At 62.7% G+C, this 16,922-nt stretch carries 27 protein-coding genes; 1 reads left to right on the forward strand and 26 read right to left on the reverse strand.

Features of this window, described 5'->3' with window-relative positions; all coding sequences use genetic code 11:
• Positions 1-159 precede the first annotated feature (159 nt).
• A complete protein-coding gene (locus LZ585_RS12265) occupies positions 160-843 on the forward strand; it encodes a VPLPA-CTERM sorting domain-containing protein (RefSeq protein ID WP_234853832.1) in 684 nt (227 codons plus the stop codon).
• A 66-nt stretch (positions 844-909) separates the two neighbouring features.
• Here LZ585_RS12265 and rpmD read toward each other — a convergent pair whose 3' ends face one another.
• From rpmD to LZ585_RS12395, 26 genes are all read right to left on the reverse strand, one after another.
• Positions 910-1,095: a 50S ribosomal protein L30 gene (gene rpmD, locus LZ585_RS12270; protein ID WP_103173018.1), complete on the reverse strand. Its 186-nt coding sequence runs from the start codon at positions 1,093-1,095 to the stop codon at positions 910-912.
• Between the two features lie 12 nt (positions 1,096-1,107).
• Complete coding sequence (gene rpsE / locus LZ585_RS12275) at positions 1,108-1,689, reverse strand: 30S ribosomal protein S5 (protein ID WP_234853833.1); 582 nt, start codon at positions 1,687-1,689, stop codon at positions 1,108-1,110.
• A gap of 112 nt (positions 1,690-1,801) precedes the next feature.
• Complete coding sequence (rplR, locus tag LZ585_RS12280) at positions 1,802-2,161, reverse strand: 50S ribosomal protein L18 (RefSeq protein WP_234853834.1); 360 nt, start codon at positions 2,159-2,161, stop codon at positions 1,802-1,804.
• A 12-nt stretch (positions 2,162-2,173) separates the two neighbouring features.
• Entirely contained in the window at positions 2,174-2,707 is a 534-nt protein-coding gene (rplF, locus tag LZ585_RS12285; RefSeq protein ID WP_234855828.1) for a 50S ribosomal protein L6, read from the reverse strand.
• 10 nt (positions 2,708-2,717) lie between these two features.
• Positions 2,718-3,116, reverse strand: a complete 399-nt coding sequence (rpsH, locus tag LZ585_RS12290; RefSeq protein ID WP_234853835.1) for a 30S ribosomal protein S8 — start codon at positions 3,114-3,116, stop codon at positions 2,718-2,720.
• A 9-nt stretch (positions 3,117-3,125) separates the two neighbouring features.
• Positions 3,126-3,431 carry a 30S ribosomal protein S14 gene (gene rpsN / locus LZ585_RS12295; protein ID WP_234853836.1) on the reverse strand — a complete coding sequence of 102 codons (306 nt, stop codon included), beginning with the start codon at positions 3,429-3,431 and terminating at the stop codon, positions 3,126-3,128.
• Positions 3,432-3,448: 17 nt separating this feature from the next.
• Positions 3,449-4,009 carry a 50S ribosomal protein L5 gene (gene rplE, locus LZ585_RS12300; RefSeq protein WP_234853837.1) on the reverse strand — a complete coding sequence of 187 codons (561 nt, stop codon included), beginning with the start codon at positions 4,007-4,009 and terminating at the stop codon, positions 3,449-3,451.
• Positions 4,009-4,314 carry a 50S ribosomal protein L24 gene (rplX, locus tag LZ585_RS12305; RefSeq protein ID WP_234853838.1) on the reverse strand — a complete coding sequence of 102 codons (306 nt, stop codon included), beginning with the start codon at positions 4,312-4,314 and terminating at the stop codon, positions 4,009-4,011. Before rplX ends, rplE begins: the two co-directional genes overlap by 1 nt.
• Positions 4,314-4,682 carry a 50S ribosomal protein L14 gene (gene rplN / locus LZ585_RS12310; protein WP_010400243.1) on the reverse strand — a complete coding sequence of 123 codons (369 nt, stop codon included), beginning with the start codon at positions 4,680-4,682 and terminating at the stop codon, positions 4,314-4,316. Before rplN ends, rplX begins: the two co-directional genes overlap by 1 nt.
• A 76-nt stretch (positions 4,683-4,758) precedes the next feature.
• Positions 4,759-5,004, reverse strand: a complete 246-nt coding sequence (gene rpsQ, locus LZ585_RS12315; RefSeq protein WP_234853839.1) for a 30S ribosomal protein S17 — start codon at positions 5,002-5,004, stop codon at positions 4,759-4,761.
• A 12-nt stretch (positions 5,005-5,016) separates the two neighbouring features.
• Positions 5,017-5,223 carry a 50S ribosomal protein L29 gene (gene rpmC / locus LZ585_RS12320; protein ID WP_234853840.1) on the reverse strand — a complete coding sequence of 69 codons (207 nt, stop codon included), beginning with the start codon at positions 5,221-5,223 and terminating at the stop codon, positions 5,017-5,019.
• A 192-nt stretch (positions 5,224-5,415) separates the two neighbouring features.
• Positions 5,416-5,829, reverse strand: a complete 414-nt coding sequence (gene rplP, locus LZ585_RS12325; RefSeq protein ID WP_126156001.1) for a 50S ribosomal protein L16 — start codon at positions 5,827-5,829, stop codon at positions 5,416-5,418.
• 11 nt (positions 5,830-5,840) lie between these two features.
• Entirely contained in the window at positions 5,841-6,557 is a 717-nt protein-coding gene (gene rpsC / locus LZ585_RS12330) for a 30S ribosomal protein S3 (RefSeq protein WP_126156000.1), read from the reverse strand.
• Complete coding sequence (rplV, locus tag LZ585_RS12335) at positions 6,557-6,937, reverse strand: 50S ribosomal protein L22 (protein ID WP_154763378.1); 381 nt, start codon at positions 6,935-6,937, stop codon at positions 6,557-6,559. Before rplV ends, rpsC begins: the two co-directional genes overlap by 1 nt.
• A gap of 5 nt (positions 6,938-6,942) precedes the next feature.
• Entirely contained in the window at positions 6,943-7,221 is a 279-nt protein-coding gene (rpsS, locus tag LZ585_RS12340; protein ID WP_126155998.1) for a 30S ribosomal protein S19, read from the reverse strand.
• Positions 7,222-7,224: 3 nt separating this feature from the next.
• Positions 7,225-8,064 (reverse strand): 50S ribosomal protein L2, encoded by an 840-nt coding sequence (rplB, locus tag LZ585_RS12345; protein WP_234853841.1) that lies wholly within the window; start codon positions 8,062-8,064, stop codon positions 7,225-7,227.
• Between the two features lie 94 nt (positions 8,065-8,158).
• Positions 8,159-8,455 (reverse strand): 50S ribosomal protein L23, encoded by a 297-nt coding sequence (locus tag LZ585_RS12350; RefSeq protein ID WP_234853842.1) that lies wholly within the window; start codon positions 8,453-8,455, stop codon positions 8,159-8,161.
• Complete coding sequence (gene rplD, locus LZ585_RS12355; RefSeq protein ID WP_234853843.1) at positions 8,452-9,072, reverse strand: 50S ribosomal protein L4; 621 nt, start codon at positions 9,070-9,072, stop codon at positions 8,452-8,454. The genes LZ585_RS12350 and rplD overlap by 4 nt, the downstream gene beginning before the upstream one ends.
• Complete coding sequence (gene rplC, locus LZ585_RS12360) at positions 9,072-9,965, reverse strand: 50S ribosomal protein L3 (protein ID WP_234855829.1); 894 nt, start codon at positions 9,963-9,965, stop codon at positions 9,072-9,074. Before rplC ends, rplD begins: the two co-directional genes overlap by 1 nt.
• A 10-nt stretch (positions 9,966-9,975) precedes the next feature.
• Positions 9,976-10,284, reverse strand: a complete 309-nt coding sequence (gene rpsJ, locus LZ585_RS12365; protein ID WP_089386317.1) for a 30S ribosomal protein S10 — start codon at positions 10,282-10,284, stop codon at positions 9,976-9,978.
• A gap of 269 nt (positions 10,285-10,553) precedes the next feature.
• Complete coding sequence (gene tuf, locus LZ585_RS12370) at positions 10,554-11,729, reverse strand: elongation factor Tu (RefSeq protein ID WP_234853844.1); 1,176 nt, start codon at positions 11,727-11,729, stop codon at positions 10,554-10,556.
• Positions 11,730-11,795: 66 nt separating this feature from the next.
• Positions 11,796-13,919 carry an elongation factor G gene (fusA, locus tag LZ585_RS12375; RefSeq protein WP_234853845.1) on the reverse strand — a complete coding sequence of 708 codons (2,124 nt, stop codon included), beginning with the start codon at positions 13,917-13,919 and terminating at the stop codon, positions 11,796-11,798.
• An 18-nt stretch (positions 13,920-13,937) separates the two neighbouring features.
• Positions 13,938-14,408 carry a 30S ribosomal protein S7 gene (rpsG, locus tag LZ585_RS12380; protein WP_130991679.1) on the reverse strand — a complete coding sequence of 157 codons (471 nt, stop codon included), beginning with the start codon at positions 14,406-14,408 and terminating at the stop codon, positions 13,938-13,940.
• A 12-nt stretch (positions 14,409-14,420) separates the two neighbouring features.
• The gene (gene rpsL, locus LZ585_RS12385; protein WP_042252808.1) at positions 14,421-14,792 is read right to left on the reverse strand and encodes a 30S ribosomal protein S12; all 372 of its coding nucleotides are present in this window, start codon (positions 14,790-14,792) and stop codon (positions 14,421-14,423) included.
• Between the two features lie 233 nt (positions 14,793-15,025).
• Complete coding sequence (locus LZ585_RS12390; RefSeq protein ID WP_234853846.1) at positions 15,026-15,868, reverse strand: glycosyltransferase; 843 nt, start codon at positions 15,866-15,868, stop codon at positions 15,026-15,028.
• Positions 15,868-16,806 (reverse strand): DMT family transporter, encoded by a 939-nt coding sequence (locus LZ585_RS12395; protein ID WP_234853847.1) that lies wholly within the window; start codon positions 16,804-16,806, stop codon positions 15,868-15,870. The genes LZ585_RS12390 and LZ585_RS12395 overlap by 1 nt, the downstream gene beginning before the upstream one ends.
• Between the last annotated feature and the right edge of the window lie 116 nt (positions 16,807-16,922).

A 16,922-nucleotide genomic window follows, 5' to 3' on the forward strand; every position in this document is an offset into this window, starting at 1 on the left:
AACTTTGCGTTGTGACGATGCCCGTTTGAAACGCGTGCTTTGCGCGTGTTTCCCCGGTCACACCCCCGGGGCGCACCTGCCTAAAAGAACAGCCCGATTTCCCCGCGCTGATAACGGCATCGTGTTATCTTTGCCCCGTCACTGGTCTGGAGGTTTCCCATGAAGCAATACGTCCTTGCGGCGCTTGCCTGCACTGCATTCGCCACGGCGGGCCAAGCCGCAACCCTGATCGACGGCACAACGGCCGGTTACTATAATGACGGCATCGGCACGGTTCTGGACGGCAGCAATCCGTTCGAAGGCAGCTTTATGTTCCCGGGGGCGAACATTTCCCAGGGCGATCCTTCGCTGGACATCCCGGCTGGCAATGAGCCCGACCTGTCGGCGGCGGCGTCTGCCCTCGGATCATGGTTGACGACCCCGGCATCACCGGGCGGCAGCTGGTCCGCCTCGCCGGTAGCCATCCCCGCAAGCTGGTGGGTCAACAGCGAAACGGCAATCATCTATGAACTGGATGGGGGCGCGGGCGGTCTGAGCAATGTCATGGCCTCGTTTGGCGTGGACAATGGCTTGTTCGTCTGGCTGAACGGAAACTTCCTTGGCGGCCATCTGCGTCCGGGCGGCGTCGTGCCGGGGGAATTCACGCTGTCATTAGGCAATCTGGGCGCCGGACTGAACTATCTGCAAATCCTGCGCGAGGATCATGGCGGTTTGGCCGGATACAGTGTCGAGGTGACAGGCGACATCAGCCCTGCCCCGGTGCCCCTGCCCGCCTCGGGTCTGCTGCTCGCAGCGGGCGCAGCCGGACTTGCCGCTTTCCGGCGGCGGACGCGCCGCGCCTGAGCAAGCATGGCAAACAAAACCGCCCCGGATCATTCCGGGGCGTTTTCGTTCAGCGATCCTTGTGGATCAGGCTTTTTCTTCGATGATCGTCACCAGATGCGGGATCTTGGCGACCATGCCGCGGATCGAGGGGGTATCCTCCAGTTCGCGGGTGCGGTTCATCTTGTTCAGACCCAGACCTTTCAGCGTTTCGCGCTGAATGGCGGGGCGACGGATCGGCGAACCGATCTGCTTGACGACGATAGTTGCCATTCGCCTGTCTCCTTACGCTTCAACGGTTTCGGCGGGGGCTTCGGCGGCAGGCTTGTTGTCCTGCGGCAGGATGTCGGCCACCTTCTTGCCGCGACGCTGCGCGACCGAACGGGGGCTGGCTTCCTTTTTCAGGCCGTCCAGCGTCGCGCGGATCATGTTGTAGGGGTTTTGCGACCCCTGCGACTTGGCAACGACGTCCTGGACGCCCAGCATCTCGAACACGGCGCGCATCGGACCGCCGGCGATGATGCCGGTGCCCGGAACGGCGGTGCGCATGATCACCTTGCCCGCGCCGTGGCGGCCTTCGATGTCATGGTGCAGGGTGCGGCCATCGCGCAGCGGCACGCGAACCAGGCCGCGTTTTGCCTGTTCCGTCGCCTTACGGATCGCCTCGGGCACTTCTTTCGCCTTGCCCTTGCCGAATCCGACACGGCCACGCTGGTCACCGACGACGACGAGGGCTGCGAAACCAAAGCGCTTGCCGCCCTTGACGGTTTTCGACACGCGGTTGATCGCGACCAGACGATCCTGAAATTCCGGGTTTTCCTCGCGTTCTTCGCGGCGGCCGCCCCGGCGGTTGTCACGTTCTGCCATATGGCATTCCTTGCATTCTGGCGCGCGATCCGCGCCGTTGATGTCAATCCAGGTGGGCGCCCCGAAAAGGCACCCCCGGATCATCGGGGCGGCGAAGACGCCGCCCGCATGATCAGAACTTCAGGCCGCCTTCGCGGGCGGCGTCGGCCAAAGCCTTCACCTTGCCGTGGAAGATGAAGCCGCCACGGTCGAAAACGACTTCCTCGATGCCGGCGGCTTTCGCACGCTCGGCAATCGCGGCGCCGATCTTGGCGGCAGCCTCGACATTGTTCTTGCCGACCAGGCCAAAGTCCTTCTCCAGCGTGCTGGCCGCAGCCAGGGTCACGCCGTTCAGGTCGTCGATGACCTGAACCGAGATGTTCTTCGACGATCGGTGAACCGACAGCCGCGGACGGCCGTTCGACATCGCCCGCAACTTGTTCCGCACGCGCAGGCGGCGCTTCTGGAACAGCTCTTGCTTTTTCAGTGCCATTTCATGCGCCCCTTACTTCTTCTTGCCTTCCTTGCGGAAGATGAACTCGCCCTTGTAGCGGATGCCTTTGCCCTTGTAGGGCTCGGGCTTGCGCCATTCGCGGATGTTCGCGGCCACCTGACCAACAAGCTGCTGGTCGATGCCTTCCACAACGATTTCGGTCTGCTTCGGCGCCGTGATCGTCACGCCTTCCGGCGTTTCGAAGTTCACGTCGTGCGAATAACCCAAAGCCAGTTTCAGGGTCTTGCCCTGCATCGAGGCGCGGTAACCCACACCCTGGATTTCCAGCTCTTTCTTGAAGCCTTCCGACACGCCGACGGTCAGGTTCTGGATCATCGAGCGGGACAAGCCCCACTGCTGGCGGGCGCGCTTCGACGTTCCGCGCGGCTTGACCGCGACGGAACCTTCGTCCAACACCAGATCCACATCATCGGTCGCCGTGAAGCTGCGGGTGCCTTTCGGACCCTTCACCTCGATGGTCTGACCCTTGATCTCGGCCGTCACGCCCTTGGGCAGCGCGACCGGCTTTTTACCAATCCGAGACATTGCGCCCTCCTCAGAACACGGTGCAGAGGACTTCGCCGCCAACATTGGCGTTGCGAGCCGCTGCATCCGACATGACGCCCTTGGGGGTCGAGACGATGGAGACGCCCAAACCCTGACGGACCTGCGGGATTTCCCGGGCACCCGCGTAAACGCGGCGGCCGGGCTTCGAAACACGCGACAGTTCCCGGATGACCGGGGTGCCGTCGTGGTACTTGAGACCGATTTCCAGCTCTTTATGGCCGGCATCGGTGGTCAGTTCGTCATAGCCGCGGATGTAACCTTCGGCTTTCAGCACGTCCAGAACCCAAGCGCGCAGCTTGGAGGCCGGGGTGCGCACGGTCGATTTGCCACGCATCTGCGCATTGCGGATGCGGGTCAGCATATCGCCGAGAGGATCGTTCATCGACATAATGCCCCCTTACCAGCTGGACTTGACAAGACCGGGGATCTGACCTTGCGAGCCAAGCTCGCGCAGCATGATCCGCGACAGTTTCAATTTGCGGTAATACGCGTGCGGACGCCCGGTCAGTTGGCACCGGTTGTGCAGACGCGTTTCCGACGAATTGCGCGGCAGTTCGGCCAGTTTGAGGCTTGCCTTGAACCGTTCTTCCATCGGGAGGGACTGGTTGTTGATGACCTCCTTGAGGGAGGCGCGCTTGGTGGCGAACTTCGCAACCAGACGCTCGCGCTTTTTCTCGCGCTCGACCATGGATTTCTTTGCCATATCTCTTACCTCCGCGATCAGCTGTTGAAGGGCATGTTGAAATGCTTCAACAGCGCTTTCGCTTCGGCGTCGGTCGGCGCCGTGGTGCAGATGATGATGTCCATTCCCAGAACTTCGTCGACCTTGTCGAAGTTGATTTCCGGGAACACGATGTGTTCCTTGAGGCCCATGGCATAGTTGCCGCGGCCGTCGAACGAGGTGCCCTTCACGCCGCGAAAGTCGCGGACGCGCGGCAGGGCCACGTTGATCAGCCGGTCCAGGAATTCGTACATCCGGTCGCCGCGCAGCGTGACCTTGGCACCCAGGGGCATATCCTCGCGCAGGCGGAAGCCCGCGATCGAGGTCTTCGCCTTGGTGATGACGGCCTTCTGGCCGGCGATCAGCGACAATTCCTCGGCGCCTTGCTTGACCTTCTTGGTGTCCTTCACGGCCTCGCCGATGCCCATGTTCAGGACGATCTTGTCCAGGCGCGGGATCTGCAGGTCGTTCTTGTAGCCGAACTCTTCCTTCATCGCGGAACGGATCGTTTCGCGGTAAACGGCCTTGAGGCGCGGCGTGTATTTGCTTGTGTCCAGCATCAGATCACGTCTCCCGTGGTCTTGGCGAAACGGACCTTCTTGTCGCCTTCCATGCGGAAGCCGACGCGGGTCGCCTTGCCATTGGCATCCATCAGCGCCAGGTTCGACAAGTCGATCGGCACGGCCATCGGGATGCGGCCGCCCTGGGTCGTCTGGGTCTGGCGGGTATGGCGGATCGCGATGTTCACGCCGTCAACGATGGCCTTGTTGACCTTGGGCATGACGGCGGTGATTTCGCCCTGCTTGCCCTTGTTCTTGCCGGCCAGCACGACGACCTTGTCGCCCTTTTTCAGCTTGGCAGCCATTACAGCACCTCCGGCGCAAGCGAGATGATCTTCATGAAGTTCTTCGCGCGCAATTCACGAACGACCGGCCCGAAGATACGGGTGCCGACCGGTTCGCCCTGGTTGTTCAGGATGACGGCGGCATTGCGGTCGAAACGGATCGAGGTTCCGTCTTCGCGCTTCACTTCTTTCGCGGTGCGGACGACAACGGCCTTGCGGACGTCGCCCTTCTTCACCCGGCCCCGCGGGATGGCTTCCTTGACGGACACGACAATGATGTCGCCCACCGACGCATAGCGACGGTGCGAACCACCCAGGACCTTGATGCACTGAACCCGGCGAGCGCCGGAGTTGTCAGCAACATCCAGATTGGTCTGCATCTGGATCATTTGGTTTCTCCCGACCTTTGGGGACCGCGTCTTGCGGCCCCAGGGTTTCGATCATTTCTGATCTGTGATGATGGACTTACGCGGAAACCGCTTCGTCCGTCAGGACAGTCCAGCGTTTCGTCTTCGAGATGGGGGCGCATTCAACGATGCGAACCTCGTCGCCCACCTTGAACTGGTTCAATGCGTCATGCGCCCGGTATTTCTTGGACGAACGAACGATCTTGTGCAGCACGGGGTGCTTAAAACGGCGCTCGACTAGGACAGTAACGGTTTGTTCGTTCTTGTCGCTGGTGACGCGGCCTTGCAGGATGCGTTTGGGCATGGGCCGGTCTCCTTAGATCGAGGCCGCGGCTTCCGCCGCTTTCTGGTTCAGGATGGTCTTCACGCGCGCCACGTCGCGGCGCACCGAACGCATCCGGGCGGTGCCTTCCAACTGGCCGGTGGCCTGCTGGAAGCGGAGGTTGAAAGCCTCTTTCTTCAGCGCAACCAGCTGGTCTTTCAGCTCGTCGGGCGTCTTCGATTTCAGTTCCTGCGCTTTCATGCGCCTCTTCCTTTCAACATCACCGGAGAGCCCCTGCATCGCAGGGCCACCCTGATTCCCGGTGGAGTTTCGTGATGAAGGCCTGCCCATACAGGCAGAGCCCGTTCCATGCAAGCCTTTTCCGGGGAAATGGCAAACCCCGCCGGCTGCCCGGCGGGGTCTATTCCAGAAGGTGGGGATTCACCCCACCCCTTACCAGTCTTCGCGCGCCACGATGCGGGTCAGAACCGGCAGCTTGTTGGCGCCAAGACGCAGGGCTTCACGGGCGATCTCGTCGGACACGCCGTCGATCTCGAACATGATGCGGCCGGGATGGACGCGGGCGGCCCAGAAGTCGACCGAACCTTTACCCTTACCCATCCGCACTTCCGTCGGCTTCGACGAGACCGGAACGTCCGGGAAAATCCGGATCCAGACCCGGCCCTGACGCTTCATGTGGCGGGTGATCGCGCGGCGGGCCGCTTCGATCTGGCGGGCGGTCACACGCTCGGGCTCGGTGGCCTTCAGCGCGAAGGATCCGAAGTTCAGGGCAAAACCGCCCTTGGCTTCGCCATGGATCCGGCCCTTGTGCTGTTTGCGGAACTTGGTCCGTTTCGGTTGCAGCATCTCATGTCTCCTTAGCGCGCGTCGCGGTCACGGCGCGGACCACGGGGGGCGGGACCTTCCTGGGCCTCGGCGGCCTTGCGGTCGCGGGCTTGGGGGTCATGCTCCATGATCTCGCCTTTGAAGATCCAGGTCTTCACCCCGATGATCCCGTAAGGGGTCGTGGCTTCGGCCAGGGCATAGTCGATGTCGGCGCGCAGGGTATGCAGGGGCACGCGGCCCTCGCGGTACCACTCGGTTCGCGCGATCTCGGCGCCGCCAAGGCGGCCCGACACGTTCACGCGGATGCCCAGGGCACCCATGCGCATCGCGTTCTGAACCGCGCGCTTCATGGCGCGGCGGAACGAAACCCGACGCTCCAGCTGCTGGGCGATCGACTCCGCAACAAGGGCGGCATCGACTTCCGGCTTGCGGACTTCGACGATGTTCAGGTGAACTTCGGATTTGGTGAAGTTCGCCAGCTTGTTGCGCAGCACTTCGATATCGGCGCCTTTTTTGCCGATGATCACGCCCGGACGCGCGGCATGGATCGTCACGCGGCACTTGCGGTGCGGACGTTCGATGATCACGCGGCTGATGCCGGCCTGCTTGGCTTCGGTCTTGATGAAGTCCCGGATCTTCAGGTCTTCAAGCAGCAGATTGCCATAGTCCTTGTCGTCGGCGTACCAGCGGCTGTCCCAGGTGCGGTTGACCTGGAGGCGCATACCGATCGGATTGACCTTCTGACCCATTACGCTTGCTCCTCGACTTGGCGCACCTTGATGGTGATTTCCGAAAACGGCTTCATGATCTTGCCATAACGGCCACGCGCCCGCGGACGGCCACGCTTCATCACCAGGTTCTTGCCGACCCAGGCTTCCGCGACAACCAGGTTGTCCACGTCCAGCCCGTGGTTGTTCTCGGCGTTCGCGATTGCCGATTGCAGGCATTTCTTCACGTCGCCCGCGATCCGCTTGTGCGAGAAGGTCAGGTCGGCCAGGGCCTTGTCCACCTTCTTGCCGCGGATCAGTTGCGCGACCAGGTTCAGCTTCTGCGGCGAGGTGCGAAGCATCTTGGTCTTGGCGAACGCCTCGTTCTCCGCCACGCGGCGCGGATTGTTTTCCTTACCCATGACGATTACTTCCTTTTGGCTTTCTTGTCCGCCGCGTGGCCGTAATAGGTCCGCGTGGGCGAATATTCACCGAATTTCTGGCCGATCATTTCCTCGGTCACGGCAACGGGGATGTGCTTCTGCCCGTTGTAGACGCCAAAGGTCAGGCCGACGAATTGCGGCAGGATGGTCGAGCGACGCGACCAGATCTTGATGACATCGGATTTCCCCGAGTCGCGGGCCTTTTCCGCCTTCTTGAGCACATAGGCGTCAACAAAGGGGCCTTTCCAGATAGAACGTGCCATAGGTCAGCGCCCCTTCTTCTTCGCGTGACGCGAACGCAAGATATACTTGTCAGTCGCCTTGTTGCTGCGGGTCTTCTTGCCCTTGGTGTCCTTGCCCCAGGGCGTGACCGGCGTGCGGCCACCCGAAGTCCGGCCCTCACCACCACCATGCGGGTGGTCGATCGGGTTCATCGCAACACCGCGAACGCTGGGACGGATGCCCTTGTGGCGGTTGCGGCCAGCCTTGCCCAGGTTCTGGTTCGAATGGTCGGCGTTCGACACCGCGCCAATGGTCGCCATGCATTCCTGGCGCACCAGGCGCAATTCGCCCGAGGACAGGCGAATCTGGGCATAGCCGCCGTCGCGGCCCACGAACTGGGCATAGGTGCCCGCCGAACGCGCGATCTGTCCGCCCTTGCCGGGCTTCAGCTCGACGTTATGGACGATCGTGCCGATCGGCATACCGCTGAAGGGCATGGCGTTGCCCGGCTTCACGTCGACCTTGGCGCCGGCGATCACCTTGTCGCCCACGGCCAAGCGCTGCGGCGCCAGGATATAGGCGCGCTGGCCGTCCTCATAGCCGATCAGGGCGATAAACGCGGTGCGGTTGGGATCATATTCGATCCGTTCCACCACGGCGGCCATGTCGAATTTGGTGCGCTTGAAATCGACGATGCGATACAGGCGCTTTGCCCCGCCGCCCTTGCGGCGCATGGTGATCCGTCCGGTGTTGTTCCGACCGCCGTTCTTGGTCAGGCCTTCGGTGAGGGCCTTGACCGGGCGACCTTTCCAAAGCTCCGAACGGTCGATCAGAACCAGCCCGCGCTGGCCAGGCGTCGTCGGTTTATACGACTTCAATGCCATCTTTCTGTCTTCCGTTGCTTTGGACCAGGGTGGTCCGTTGTCGTCAAAAGATCAGCGGCCCCGGTTTCCCAGGGCCGCAGATTCGTGCCTGCTATCAGAGTCCGGTGGACACGTCGATAGTGCTTCCTGCTTCCAGGGTCACATAGGCTTTCTTCACGTCGCTGCGCCGGCCCAGGATACCCCGGAAGCGCTTCTGCTTGCCTTTGGTGATGGTGGTGTTGACCGCCTTCACCTTGACGCCGAACAGGGCCTCGACCGCCTGCTTGATCTGCGGCTTCGAGGAATCCTTGGACACCTGAAAGACCACGCCGTTGTTTTCCGACGTCATGGTGGCTTTTTCGGTGATGATCGGCTTGACGATCACATCGTAATGTTCAGCTTTCGCGCTCATTTCAAACGAGCCTCCAGAGCTTCGACACCCGACCGCGTGATCACCAGGGTGTCGCGCTTGAGGATGTCATACACGTTGGCGCCCATCGACGGCAGGATGTCCACGCCCTCGATGTTGCGGGCGGCGCGGGCGAAGCCTTCGTTGACCTCGGTCCCGTCGATCACCAGCACGCGCTTCCAGCCGTTTTCCTTGACGGCCTTGGCGACGGCAGAGGTCTTGGCATCGGCGAGGTTCAGATCCTCGATAATCACCAGTTCACCTGCGGTTGCCTTGGCGGACAGGGCATGGCGCAGGCCCAGGGCACGTACCTTCTTCGGCAGATCGAAGGCGTGCGAACGCGGGGTCGGGCCTTTGTAGACGCCGCCGTGACGGAAGGTCGGCGCCTTGCGGGAACCGTGGCGTGCGCCGCCGGTGCCTTTCTGGCGATAGATCTTCTTGGTCGAATAGCTGACGTCGGACTTGCCCAGCACCGAGTGGGTGCCGGCCTGCGCCTTGGCGTGCTGCCAGCGAACGACCCGTTGCAGGATGTCGCCGCGCGGCTCCAGCCCGAAGATCTCGTCCGCCAGCTCGATTTCACCGGCCTTGCCGGTGTCCAGCTTGATCACATCGAGTTTCATCACTTGTCTCCTTCGGGCGCATCAGAGGCACCGTCAGCAGCCTTGTCGGCGTTCGGATCGGCGGCTTCCTTGTCGGCAGCGATCGCCTCCTGCGCTTCGGCCAGCGCGGCTTCTTCGGCAGCGGCAGCTTCGGCAGCAGCGGCTTCGCGCGCGGCTTCCTCGGCTGCAGCGGCTTCAGCGGCAGCGGCCTCGGCCAGGCGCCTGGCTTCTTCGGCGGCAGACTTCAGCGCGGCGGGATAGATCACGTTGTCGGGCGTCGCTTTCTTCACGGCGTCCTTGACGGTGACCCAGCCACCCTTGGATCCGGGAACCGAGCCTTTGACCATGATCAGGCCGCGGTCGGCATCGGTGCGCACGACCTGCAGGTTCTGGGTGGTGACCCGGACGGCACCCATGTGGCCTGCCATCTTCTTGCCCTTGAACACCTTGCCGGGATCCTGGCACTGGCCGGTGGACCCGTGCGAGCGGTGGCTGACCGACACACCATGCGAGGCGCGCAGACCACCGAAGTTGTGGCGTTTCATGGCGCCCGCAAAGCCCTTGCCGATCGAGGTGCCGGCAATATCCACATACTGACCTGCGAAATAATGGTCAGCGGTGATTTCCTCGCCCACGTTGATCAGGTTTTCCTCGGCCACGCGGAATTCCGCGATCTTGCGCTTGGGCGCGACCGATGCCTTGGCAAAATGGCCGCGCATTGCAGCGGTCGTGCGCTTTGCTTTCGCAACGCCGGCGCCCAGCTGGACGGCAGTATAACCGTCGCGGGCGGCGGTGCGCTGATCGACGACCTGAAGGCTGTCGAGTTGCAGAACGGTCACGGGAACCTGACGGCCGTCTTCCAGGAACAACCGGGTCATGCCCAGTTTCTTGGCGATAATACCAGTACGCAGCATCATCCCCTCCTTACACCTTGATCTCGACATCCACGCCGGCGGCGAGGTCGAGCTTCATCAGGGCGTCCACGGTCTGCGGGGTCGGATCGACGATGTCCAGCAGGCGCTTGTGGGTGCGGATTTCCCACTGGTCGCGCGACTTCTTGTCGATGTGCGGGCCACGCAGGACGGTGAATTTCTCGATCTTGTTCGGCAACGGAATCGGGCCGCGAACGGTCGCGCCGGTGCGCTTGGCGGTGTTCACGATTTCCTGGGTGCTGGCTTCCAGCACGCGGTAATCGAACGCCTTCAGCCGGATGCGGATATTCTGACTTTGCATAGTCATCCCTCTGACGGGGAGTTCCAGTCGAGAGGCTGACAACGCACCACGCGGCGCCAGCATCGGACCGTATAAAAACTGCAAGGCCGCCCGTAATCAGGCGGCCAGGCGCAAGGCAAACGAATCTTCGACGAACGGACTCGACTGCGATGCGCGCCTATAGCGCGTGGAGAGCCTTGGCGTCAAGTCCGATTGCCCCCCAACCGAAAGGCCGCCTCCTTTCGGAGACGGCCCCTGGTCTTTGGCGGGGGCGTTGTCCCGCCGTCAGATCACTTGATGATCTTGGAGACCACGCCGGCGCCGACGGTGCGGCCGCCTTCGCGGATGGCGAAGCGCAGCTTTTCTTCCATCGCGATCGGCGCGATCAGCTCGACCTCGAACTTCAGGTTGTCGCCCGGCATCACCATCTCGGTGCCCTCGGGCAGCTTGACGGTGCCGGTCACGTCCGTGGTCCGGAAGTAGAACTGCGGGCGGTAGTTGGCGAAGAACGGCGTGTGGCGGCCGCCTTCCTCCTTGGTCAGGATATAGGCCTCGGCCTCGAAGGTGGTGTGCGGGTTCACCGACTTCGGCTTGCACAGCACCTGGCCGCGCTCCACCCCGTCACGGTCGATGCCGCGCAGCAGAACGCCCACGTTGTCGCCCGCTTCCCCGCGGTCCAAGAGCTTGCGGAACATCTCGACGCCCGTGCAGGTGGTCTTGCGGGTGTCGCGGATGCCCACGATCTCCAGCTCGTCGCCCACGTTGACCGCACCGCGCTCGATCCGGCCGGTGACGACCGTGCCGCGGCCCGAGATCGAGAACACGTCCTCGATCGGCATCAGGAACGGCTGGTCGATGGCGCGCTCGGGGGTCGGGATGTATTCGTCCACCGCCGCGATCAGCGCCCGGATCGAGTTCTCGCCGATCTCGGGATCGCGGCCTTCCAGCGCCGCCAGGGCCGAGCCCTTGATGATCGGAATGTCGTCGCCCGGATAGTCGTAGGAGGACAGCAGTTCGCGCACCTCCATCTCGACCAGCTCCAGCAGTTCCTCGTCATCGACCTGGTCGACCTTGTTGAGGTAGACGACCATGTAGGGAATGCCCACCTGGCGACCAAGCAGGATGTGCTCGCGCGTTTGCGGCATCGGACCGTCGGCGGCGTTCACCACCAGGATCGCGCCGTCCATCTGCGCCGCGCCCGTGATCATGTTCTTCACATAGTCGGCGTGGCCCGGGCAGTCGACATGCGCGTAGTGGCGGTTTTCCGATTCGTATTCCACATGCGCCGTCGAGATCGTGATCCCGCGCGCCCGCTCCTCGGGCGCCCCGTCGATCTGGTCATAAGCCCGGAATTCGCCGAAATACTTCGTGATCGCAGCCGTCAGCGTCGTCTTGCCGTGGTCAACATGGCCAATCGTGCCAATGTTGACATGCGGTTTCGTCCGTTCAAACTTTGCCTTTGCCATAGCGCAGGATTCCTCAATTCATCAATTCATGGGGAGATGGGCGGGACCAAGGCCCCGCCCCGCCGGTCAGGCGTATTTCTTCTGGATCTCGTCCGAGATGTTCTGCGGCACGGCCTCGTAGTGGTCGAACTGCATCGTGAACACCGCGCGGCCCGAGGACATCGAGCGAAGGTTGTTGATATAGCCGAACATATTGGCCAGCGGCACGAAGGCGTCGATGACGTTGGCGTTGCCGCGGGTATCCTGGCCACGCACCATGCCGCGACGGCTGGTCAGGTCGCCGATGATCGAACCGGTGTATTCTTCCGGCGTCACAACCTCGACCTTCATGATCGGTTCCAGAAGCTTCGCACCAGCCTTGCGCAGGCCTTCGCGCATCCCGGCACGGGCCGCGATCTCGAACGCGAGGACCGAGGAGTCGACGTCATGGAAGGCGCCGTCCAGCAGCGCCACCTTGAAGTCGATCACCGGGAAGCCTGCCAGCGGACCCGAGTCCATCACCGACTTAATGCCTTTTTCGACGCCCGGGATGTATTCCTTGGGCACCGCGCCGCCGACGATCTTGGATTCGAAGGAATAGCCTTCGCCCGGTTCGGTCGGCGTGATCGCCAGCTTGATGCGGGCGAACTGTCCCGTACCGCCGGTCTGCTTCTTGTGGGTGTAGTCGATCTCGGCCGGTTGGCTGATCGTTTCGCGATAGGCCACCTGCGGGGCGCCGATGTTTGCCTCGACCTTGAACTCGCGCTTCATGCGGTCGACCAGGATGTCGAGGTGAAGTTCGCCCATGCCCTTCATGATCGTCTGTCCCGATTCAAGATCGGTTTCGACGCGGAAGGAGGGGTCTTCGGCAGACAAGCGCTGAAGGGCCAGGCCCATCTTTTCCTGGTCGGCCTTCGACTTGGGTTCCACGGCAATCTCGATCACCGGCTCGGGGAAGGTCATGGTTTCCAGGACCACCGGCTTTGCCGGATCGCACAGGGTGTCCCCCGTGGTGGTGTCCTTCAGACCCGCCAGGGCGATGATGTCGCCTGCAAAGGCTTCCTCGATTTCCTCGCGGTTGATGGCGTGCATCATCATCATGCGGCCAACGCGTTCACGCTTGCCCTTGGTCGCGTTCAGCATCTGGTCGCCCTTTTTCAGGCCACCGGAATAGATCCGCGTAAAGGTCAGCGAGCCCACGAAGGGATCGTTCATGATCTTGAACGCCAAGCCCGAGAAGGGTTGCGCGTCATCAGCGTGACGGTCAATGTTGCGCGTTTCCGTTTCGTCACCCGGGGCAAAGCCCATCAGTGCAGGAACGTCCAGCGGCGAGGGCAGGAAGTCGATGACCGAGTTCAGCAGAGGCTGCACGCCCTTGTTCTTGAACGCGGAACCGGCCGTGACCGGGAAGAACGACAGCGACAGCGTGCCCTTGCGGATCAGGGCGCGCAGGGTCGCCTCGTCAGGCTCGGTGCCGTCCAGATAGGCTTCCATTGCTGCGTCGTCCATGTCGACGGCCATTTCGACCAGGTTCGAACGCCATTCGTCGGCCAAGTCCTTCAGCTCGTCGCGGATCGAGCGGCGCACCCAGTTGGCGCCCAGATCCTCGCCGGTCCAGACCCATTCTTCCATCTTGATCAGGTCGACAATGCCTTCCAGCTTGTCCTCGGCACCGATCGGCAGGGCGATCGGGCACGGGGTGCCGCCGGTGCGGTCCTTGATCATGCGCACGCAGTTAAAGAAGTCGGCGCCGATCTTGTCCATCTTGTTGACAAAGACAATACGCGGAACTTTGTAGCGGTCGGCTTGGCGCCACACCGTTTCGGTCTGCGGCTCGACGCCCGCGTTGGCGTCCAGCAGGCAGATCGCACCGTCCAGAACGGCCAGCGAGCGTTCAACCTCGATGGTGAAATCGACGTGGCCCGGGGTGTCGATGATGTTAAAGCGGTACTTGGTTTCGGCCGTGCCGCCAGTGGTCGGATCTTCCTGTCGCTGCCAGGAAGTGGTGGTCGCGGCAGACGTGATCGTGATGCCGCGTTCCTGTTCCTGTTCCATCCAGTCCATGGTGGACGCACCCTCGTGGGTTTCGCCCATCTTGTGGTTCTTGCCCGTGTAGAAAAGGATGCGCTCGGTCGTCGTCGTCTTGCCGGCATCGATGTGGGCCATGATGCCAAAGTTACGGTAACGCTGCAGCGGATATTCGCGTGCCATGGTCTGGATCCTTTCGCCTTACCAGCGGTAGTGGCTGAACGCCTTGTTCGCGTCTGCCATCTTGTGCGTGTCTTCGCGTTTCTTGACGGCAGTGCCGCGGCCGTTCACCGCATCAGCCAGTTCGCCGGCAAGGCGTTCTTCCATCGTGTGTTCGTTGCGCTTGGCAGCGGCCGTGATCAGCCAGCGGATGGCCAAGGCCTCGCGGCGGATCGGACGCACTTCGACGGGAACCTGATAGGTCGCACCGCCGACGCGGCGCGAGCGGACCTCGACCGAGGGCTTCACGTTTTCCAGGGCTTCGTGGAAAACCTCGATCGGCTCGCGCTTCAGACGGGTCTGGACACGGTCCAGGGCCGAATAAACGATGCGCTCGGCCACCGATTTCTTGCCGTCAACCATCAGGTTGTTCATGAATTTGGTCAGCACGCGATCGCCGAATTTGGCGTCGGGCAGGACTTCGCGCTTTTCAGCGGCGTGACGACGGGACATGGATGCCTCTCCTTATTTCGGACGCTTGGCGCCGTATTTCGAACGACGCTGACGACGATCCTTGACGCCCTGGGTATCCAGCACACCGCGCAGGATGTGGTAACGGACACCCGGAAGGTCTTTCACGCGGCCGCCACGGATCAGCACGACGCTGTGTTCCTGGAGGTTGTGCTTTTCGCCCGGAATATAGGAAATGACCTCGAAGCCGTTGGTCAGGCGCACCTTGGCGACCTTCCGCATGGCGGAGTTCGGTTTCTTCGGCGTCGTGGTATAGACGCGCGTGCAGACACCGCGTTTCTGCGGGCAGCCTTGCAGGTGCATCGATTTGGATCGCTGCACTCGCGGCTGCCGCGGCTTGCGGATCAGCTGTTGGATCGTCGGCATTCGGTTCCCCGTCTTGCTCTGTCAATACTCGCAGCAGGTTTGCTGCGCCGCTTCTCGACGGCACGTCGCGCGAATCGCGAAATGCCAAACCCATCCGGCCCCAGTTCAGGGGTGGAGGGAAAAATTCCAGAGGATCGAGGCAGTTACAGGCCCGGATCGTGACCACAAAAGGTTCTGGCCCCCGGCCGGTTTCCCGGCGGGTTTGCGGCGTATAGGGGGAATCGCCCAAGCTGTCAACATGACGGGCCGGTTCCATCCGCTGCGCAAAGGCGCCGGGCCAGCCCGTCCAGGGTTGCCCGGTCCAGGCCAAAACGCAAGCTCAACTGGCGGTCCAGGGCGTCGGGCGCGATATCCCAGGGCAGGCCCGGGCCTATGTCGCCGGAATCGCTGTCGGCATGGATCCCGCGGATGAACATCAAGGGCCGCGTCACGGCCACCCCCGGCATCCACAAGGGCAGCCTTGTGTGGTTGAAATGAAGCGCGGTCTTGGGCTGGTCCGGGCGCAGGAAAATGGTCAGGGCTACCCCCATGTTATGGGCGATGCGGGGAACAAAGCCTGCGCCTTGCGGCCCCACCCGCATCATCAGACCGCGCGAATGATCCAGCGACAAATGGCCTTCGGGACGCCATAATCCTTGGACTTGCGCAAAATCGGCCCGCGCGCGGGCGACGTAATCCAGCGCCACGGCATCATCGTCGTCATGGCGGAAATGACCGATCGCATCTGCCGCCAGATCGACATGGGCAGCGATGGCTGCGCGGCAGGCATCCAGATGGCGGTCCATGGGCGGGACCAGTTCCAGGCGCAGTTGCGGATGGCCCGCCGCCAGATCCCGCAACTGCAACAGATAGGGGTCGGGCAGGTCGGGACCGGTCATGATGACCAAGGTGAAATCGGGATCGGTCTGGGCCAGCCAGCCGGGCAGCGCCAAGGTGGTGAACCACAGCCACCGACGGGCCAGCCGGGCCGAGTCATACAGAAAGGCGCGGCGTTCCTCGATCCCGGCATGGTCGCGCTGATAGCCGCGCAATCCGACATAGGAAAACCGGCACAGGCCCAGCATCTGCACCCGCATCAGCGGATCCTTGCGATCTGCGCCTCGCGCCAGATGGTATAGGTGCCCGCCGCGACCACCAGGGCCGATCCGGCCCAGGTCCACAGGTCGGGCCATTCGCCGAATACTACAAGCCCCATCGCAATCGCCACCAGCAGCGAGGTATAGCGGAACGGCGCGACATAGGAGATTTCGCCCACTCGCATGGATGCCACGGCGGACACATAGCCCACCGTCAGAAAGGCGCTGCCCGCCAGCAGCAACAGGATCTGCGACAGGCTCGGCATTGCCCATCCCTGCCCCAGGCTGATGACAAAGCCGGCGACCGTGACCCCCGTGGCGGCGTAAAAGGCGATGGTGGCGGAACTGATGTCGCTGCGGAAACTGCGGGTCGCAAGGTCGCGCAGGGCCACCATGGCCATGGCCCCCACGGCGACGACGGCCCAGGGACCCAAGACCTCTCCTCCCGGGCGCAGGATCAGCAGCACACCGCCAAAGCCCGCCACCACCGCCCCGACACGCCGCCAGCCCAGGGTTTCCCCGAAGAACATCGTGGCCGCGACCATCACCACCAAAGGCAGGGCTTGCATGATGGCGGACAGGTCGCCCATCGCCATATGCTGCAAGGCGTTCAGGAACAGGATGGTCGAGGCGATCTCTCCCACCAGGCGCCAGATCATCGGCTTGCGCGCCGCCGCCGGAATCCGCAGGTGCAATCCGCCCAACCGGGGCGCCACGGCCGCAATCATGGCCATCACGAACAGCCCGCGCAGGGTGATCGCCTGGTACAGCGGCAAGTCCTGGGCCACGAACTTCATCACCGTGTCGTTGAGGCCAAAGGCCACCATGCACAGCGTCATGATCAGCGCGCCGTGCAGGTTGTCGCCCGGCCGATGGGCCAGCGGACGAACCGAGGCAGGCCGGACGCGCCGGGTCGGAGACAAGAGGGGGGTGCGCATGGCCGGAGTCACCAGGGAAAGGGTGCTTCCCCGTTAGGCATTGCCAAAGGATCCGGCAAGCGAATTTTGCAGGATACGCAACCCGCCGCAATCTAGGTGCCCTCGCGGATCGTTCC

This window comes from Paracoccus everestensis, assembly GCF_021491915.1.
Classification (GTDB): Bacteria; Pseudomonadota; Alphaproteobacteria; order Rhodobacterales; family Rhodobacteraceae; genus Paracoccus; species Paracoccus everestensis.

Bases quoted from the DNA above. Each gene is read 5' to 3' on its own strand.
- rplN (WP_010400243.1), bottom strand. From the start codon at position 4,682: ATGATCCAGATGCAGACCAATCTGGATGTTGCTGACAACTCCGGCGCT.
- LZ585_RS12265 (WP_234853832.1), top strand. From the start codon at position 160: ATGAAGCAATACGTCCTTGCGGCGCTTGCCTGCACTGCATTCGCCACG.
- rpsE (WP_234853833.1), bottom strand. From the start codon at position 1,689: ATGGCAGAACGTGACAACCGCCGGGGCGGCCGCCGCGAAGAACGCGAG.
- rplB (WP_234853841.1), bottom strand. From the start codon at position 8,064: ATGGCATTGAAGTCGTATAAACCGACGACGCCTGGCCAGCGCGGGCTG.
- rplV (WP_154763378.1), bottom strand. From the start codon at position 6,937: ATGGGTAAGGAAAACAATCCGCGCCGCGTGGCGGAGAACGAGGCGTTC.
- LZ585_RS12390 (WP_234853846.1), bottom strand. From the start codon at position 15,868: ATGCGGGTGCAGATGCTGGGCCTGTGCCGGTTTTCCTATGTCGGATTG.
- rpmC (WP_234853840.1), bottom strand. From the start codon at position 5,223: ATGAAAGCGCAGGAACTGAAATCGAAGACGCCCGACGAGCTGAAAGAC.
- rpmD (WP_103173018.1), bottom strand. From the start codon at position 1,095: ATGGCAACTATCGTCGTCAAGCAGATCGGTTCGCCGATCCGTCGCCCC.
- tuf (WP_234853844.1), bottom strand. From the start codon at position 11,729: ATGGCAAAGGCAAAGTTTGAACGGACGAAACCGCATGTCAACATTGGC.
- LZ585_RS12350 (WP_234853842.1), bottom strand. From the start codon at position 8,455: ATGAGCGCGAAAGCTGAACATTACGATGTGATCGTCAAGCCGATCATC.
- rpsJ (WP_089386317.1), bottom strand. From the start codon at position 10,284: ATGCAAAGTCAGAATATCCGCATCCGGCTGAAGGCGTTCGATTACCGC.
- rpsL (WP_042252808.1), bottom strand. From the start codon at position 14,792: ATGCCGACGATCCAACAGCTGATCCGCAAGCCGCGGCAGCCGCGAGTG.
- rplR (WP_234853834.1), bottom strand. From the start codon at position 2,161: ATGGCACTGAAAAAGCAAGAGCTGTTCCAGAAGCGCCGCCTGCGCGTG.
- rplC (WP_234855829.1), bottom strand. From the start codon at position 9,965: ATGCTGCGTACTGGTATTATCGCCAAGAAACTGGGCATGACCCGGTTG.
- rplE (WP_234853837.1), bottom strand. From the start codon at position 4,009: ATGCTGGACACAAGCAAATACACGCCGCGCCTCAAGGCCGTTTACCGC.
- rpsG (WP_130991679.1), bottom strand. From the start codon at position 14,408: ATGTCCCGTCGTCACGCCGCTGAAAAGCGCGAAGTCCTGCCCGACGCC.
- rpsQ (WP_234853839.1), bottom strand. From the start codon at position 5,004: ATGCCCAAACGCATCCTGCAAGGCCGCGTCACCAGCGACAAGAACGAA.
- fusA (WP_234853845.1), bottom strand. From the start codon at position 13,919: ATGGCACGCGAATATCCGCTGCAGCGTTACCGTAACTTTGGCATCATG.
- rpsS (WP_126155998.1), bottom strand. From the start codon at position 7,221: ATGGCACGTTCTATCTGGAAAGGCCCCTTTGTTGACGCCTATGTGCTC.
- rpsH (WP_234853835.1), bottom strand. From the start codon at position 3,116: ATGTCGATGAACGATCCTCTCGGCGATATGCTGACCCGCATCCGCAAT.
- rplF (WP_234855828.1), bottom strand. From the start codon at position 2,707: ATGTCTCGGATTGGTAAAAAGCCGGTCGCGCTGCCCAAGGGCGTGACG.
- rplP (WP_126156001.1), bottom strand. From the start codon at position 5,829: ATGCTGCAACCGAAACGGACCAAGTTCCGCAAACAGCACAAGGGCCGG.
- rplX (WP_234853838.1), bottom strand. From the start codon at position 4,314: ATGGCTGCCAAGCTGAAAAAGGGCGACAAGGTCGTCGTGCTGGCCGGC.
- rplD (WP_234853843.1), bottom strand. From the start codon at position 9,072: ATGAAACTCGATGTGATCAAGCTGGACACCGGCAAGGCCGGTGAAATC.
- rpsC (WP_126156000.1), bottom strand. From the start codon at position 6,557: ATGGGTCAGAAGGTCAATCCGATCGGTATGCGCCTCCAGGTCAACCGC.
- rpsN (WP_234853836.1), bottom strand. From the start codon at position 3,431: ATGGCAAAGAAATCCATGGTCGAGCGCGAGAAAAAGCGCGAGCGTCTG.
- LZ585_RS12395 (WP_234853847.1), bottom strand. From the start codon at position 16,806: ATGCGCACCCCCCTCTTGTCTCCGACCCGGCGCGTCCGGCCTGCCTCG.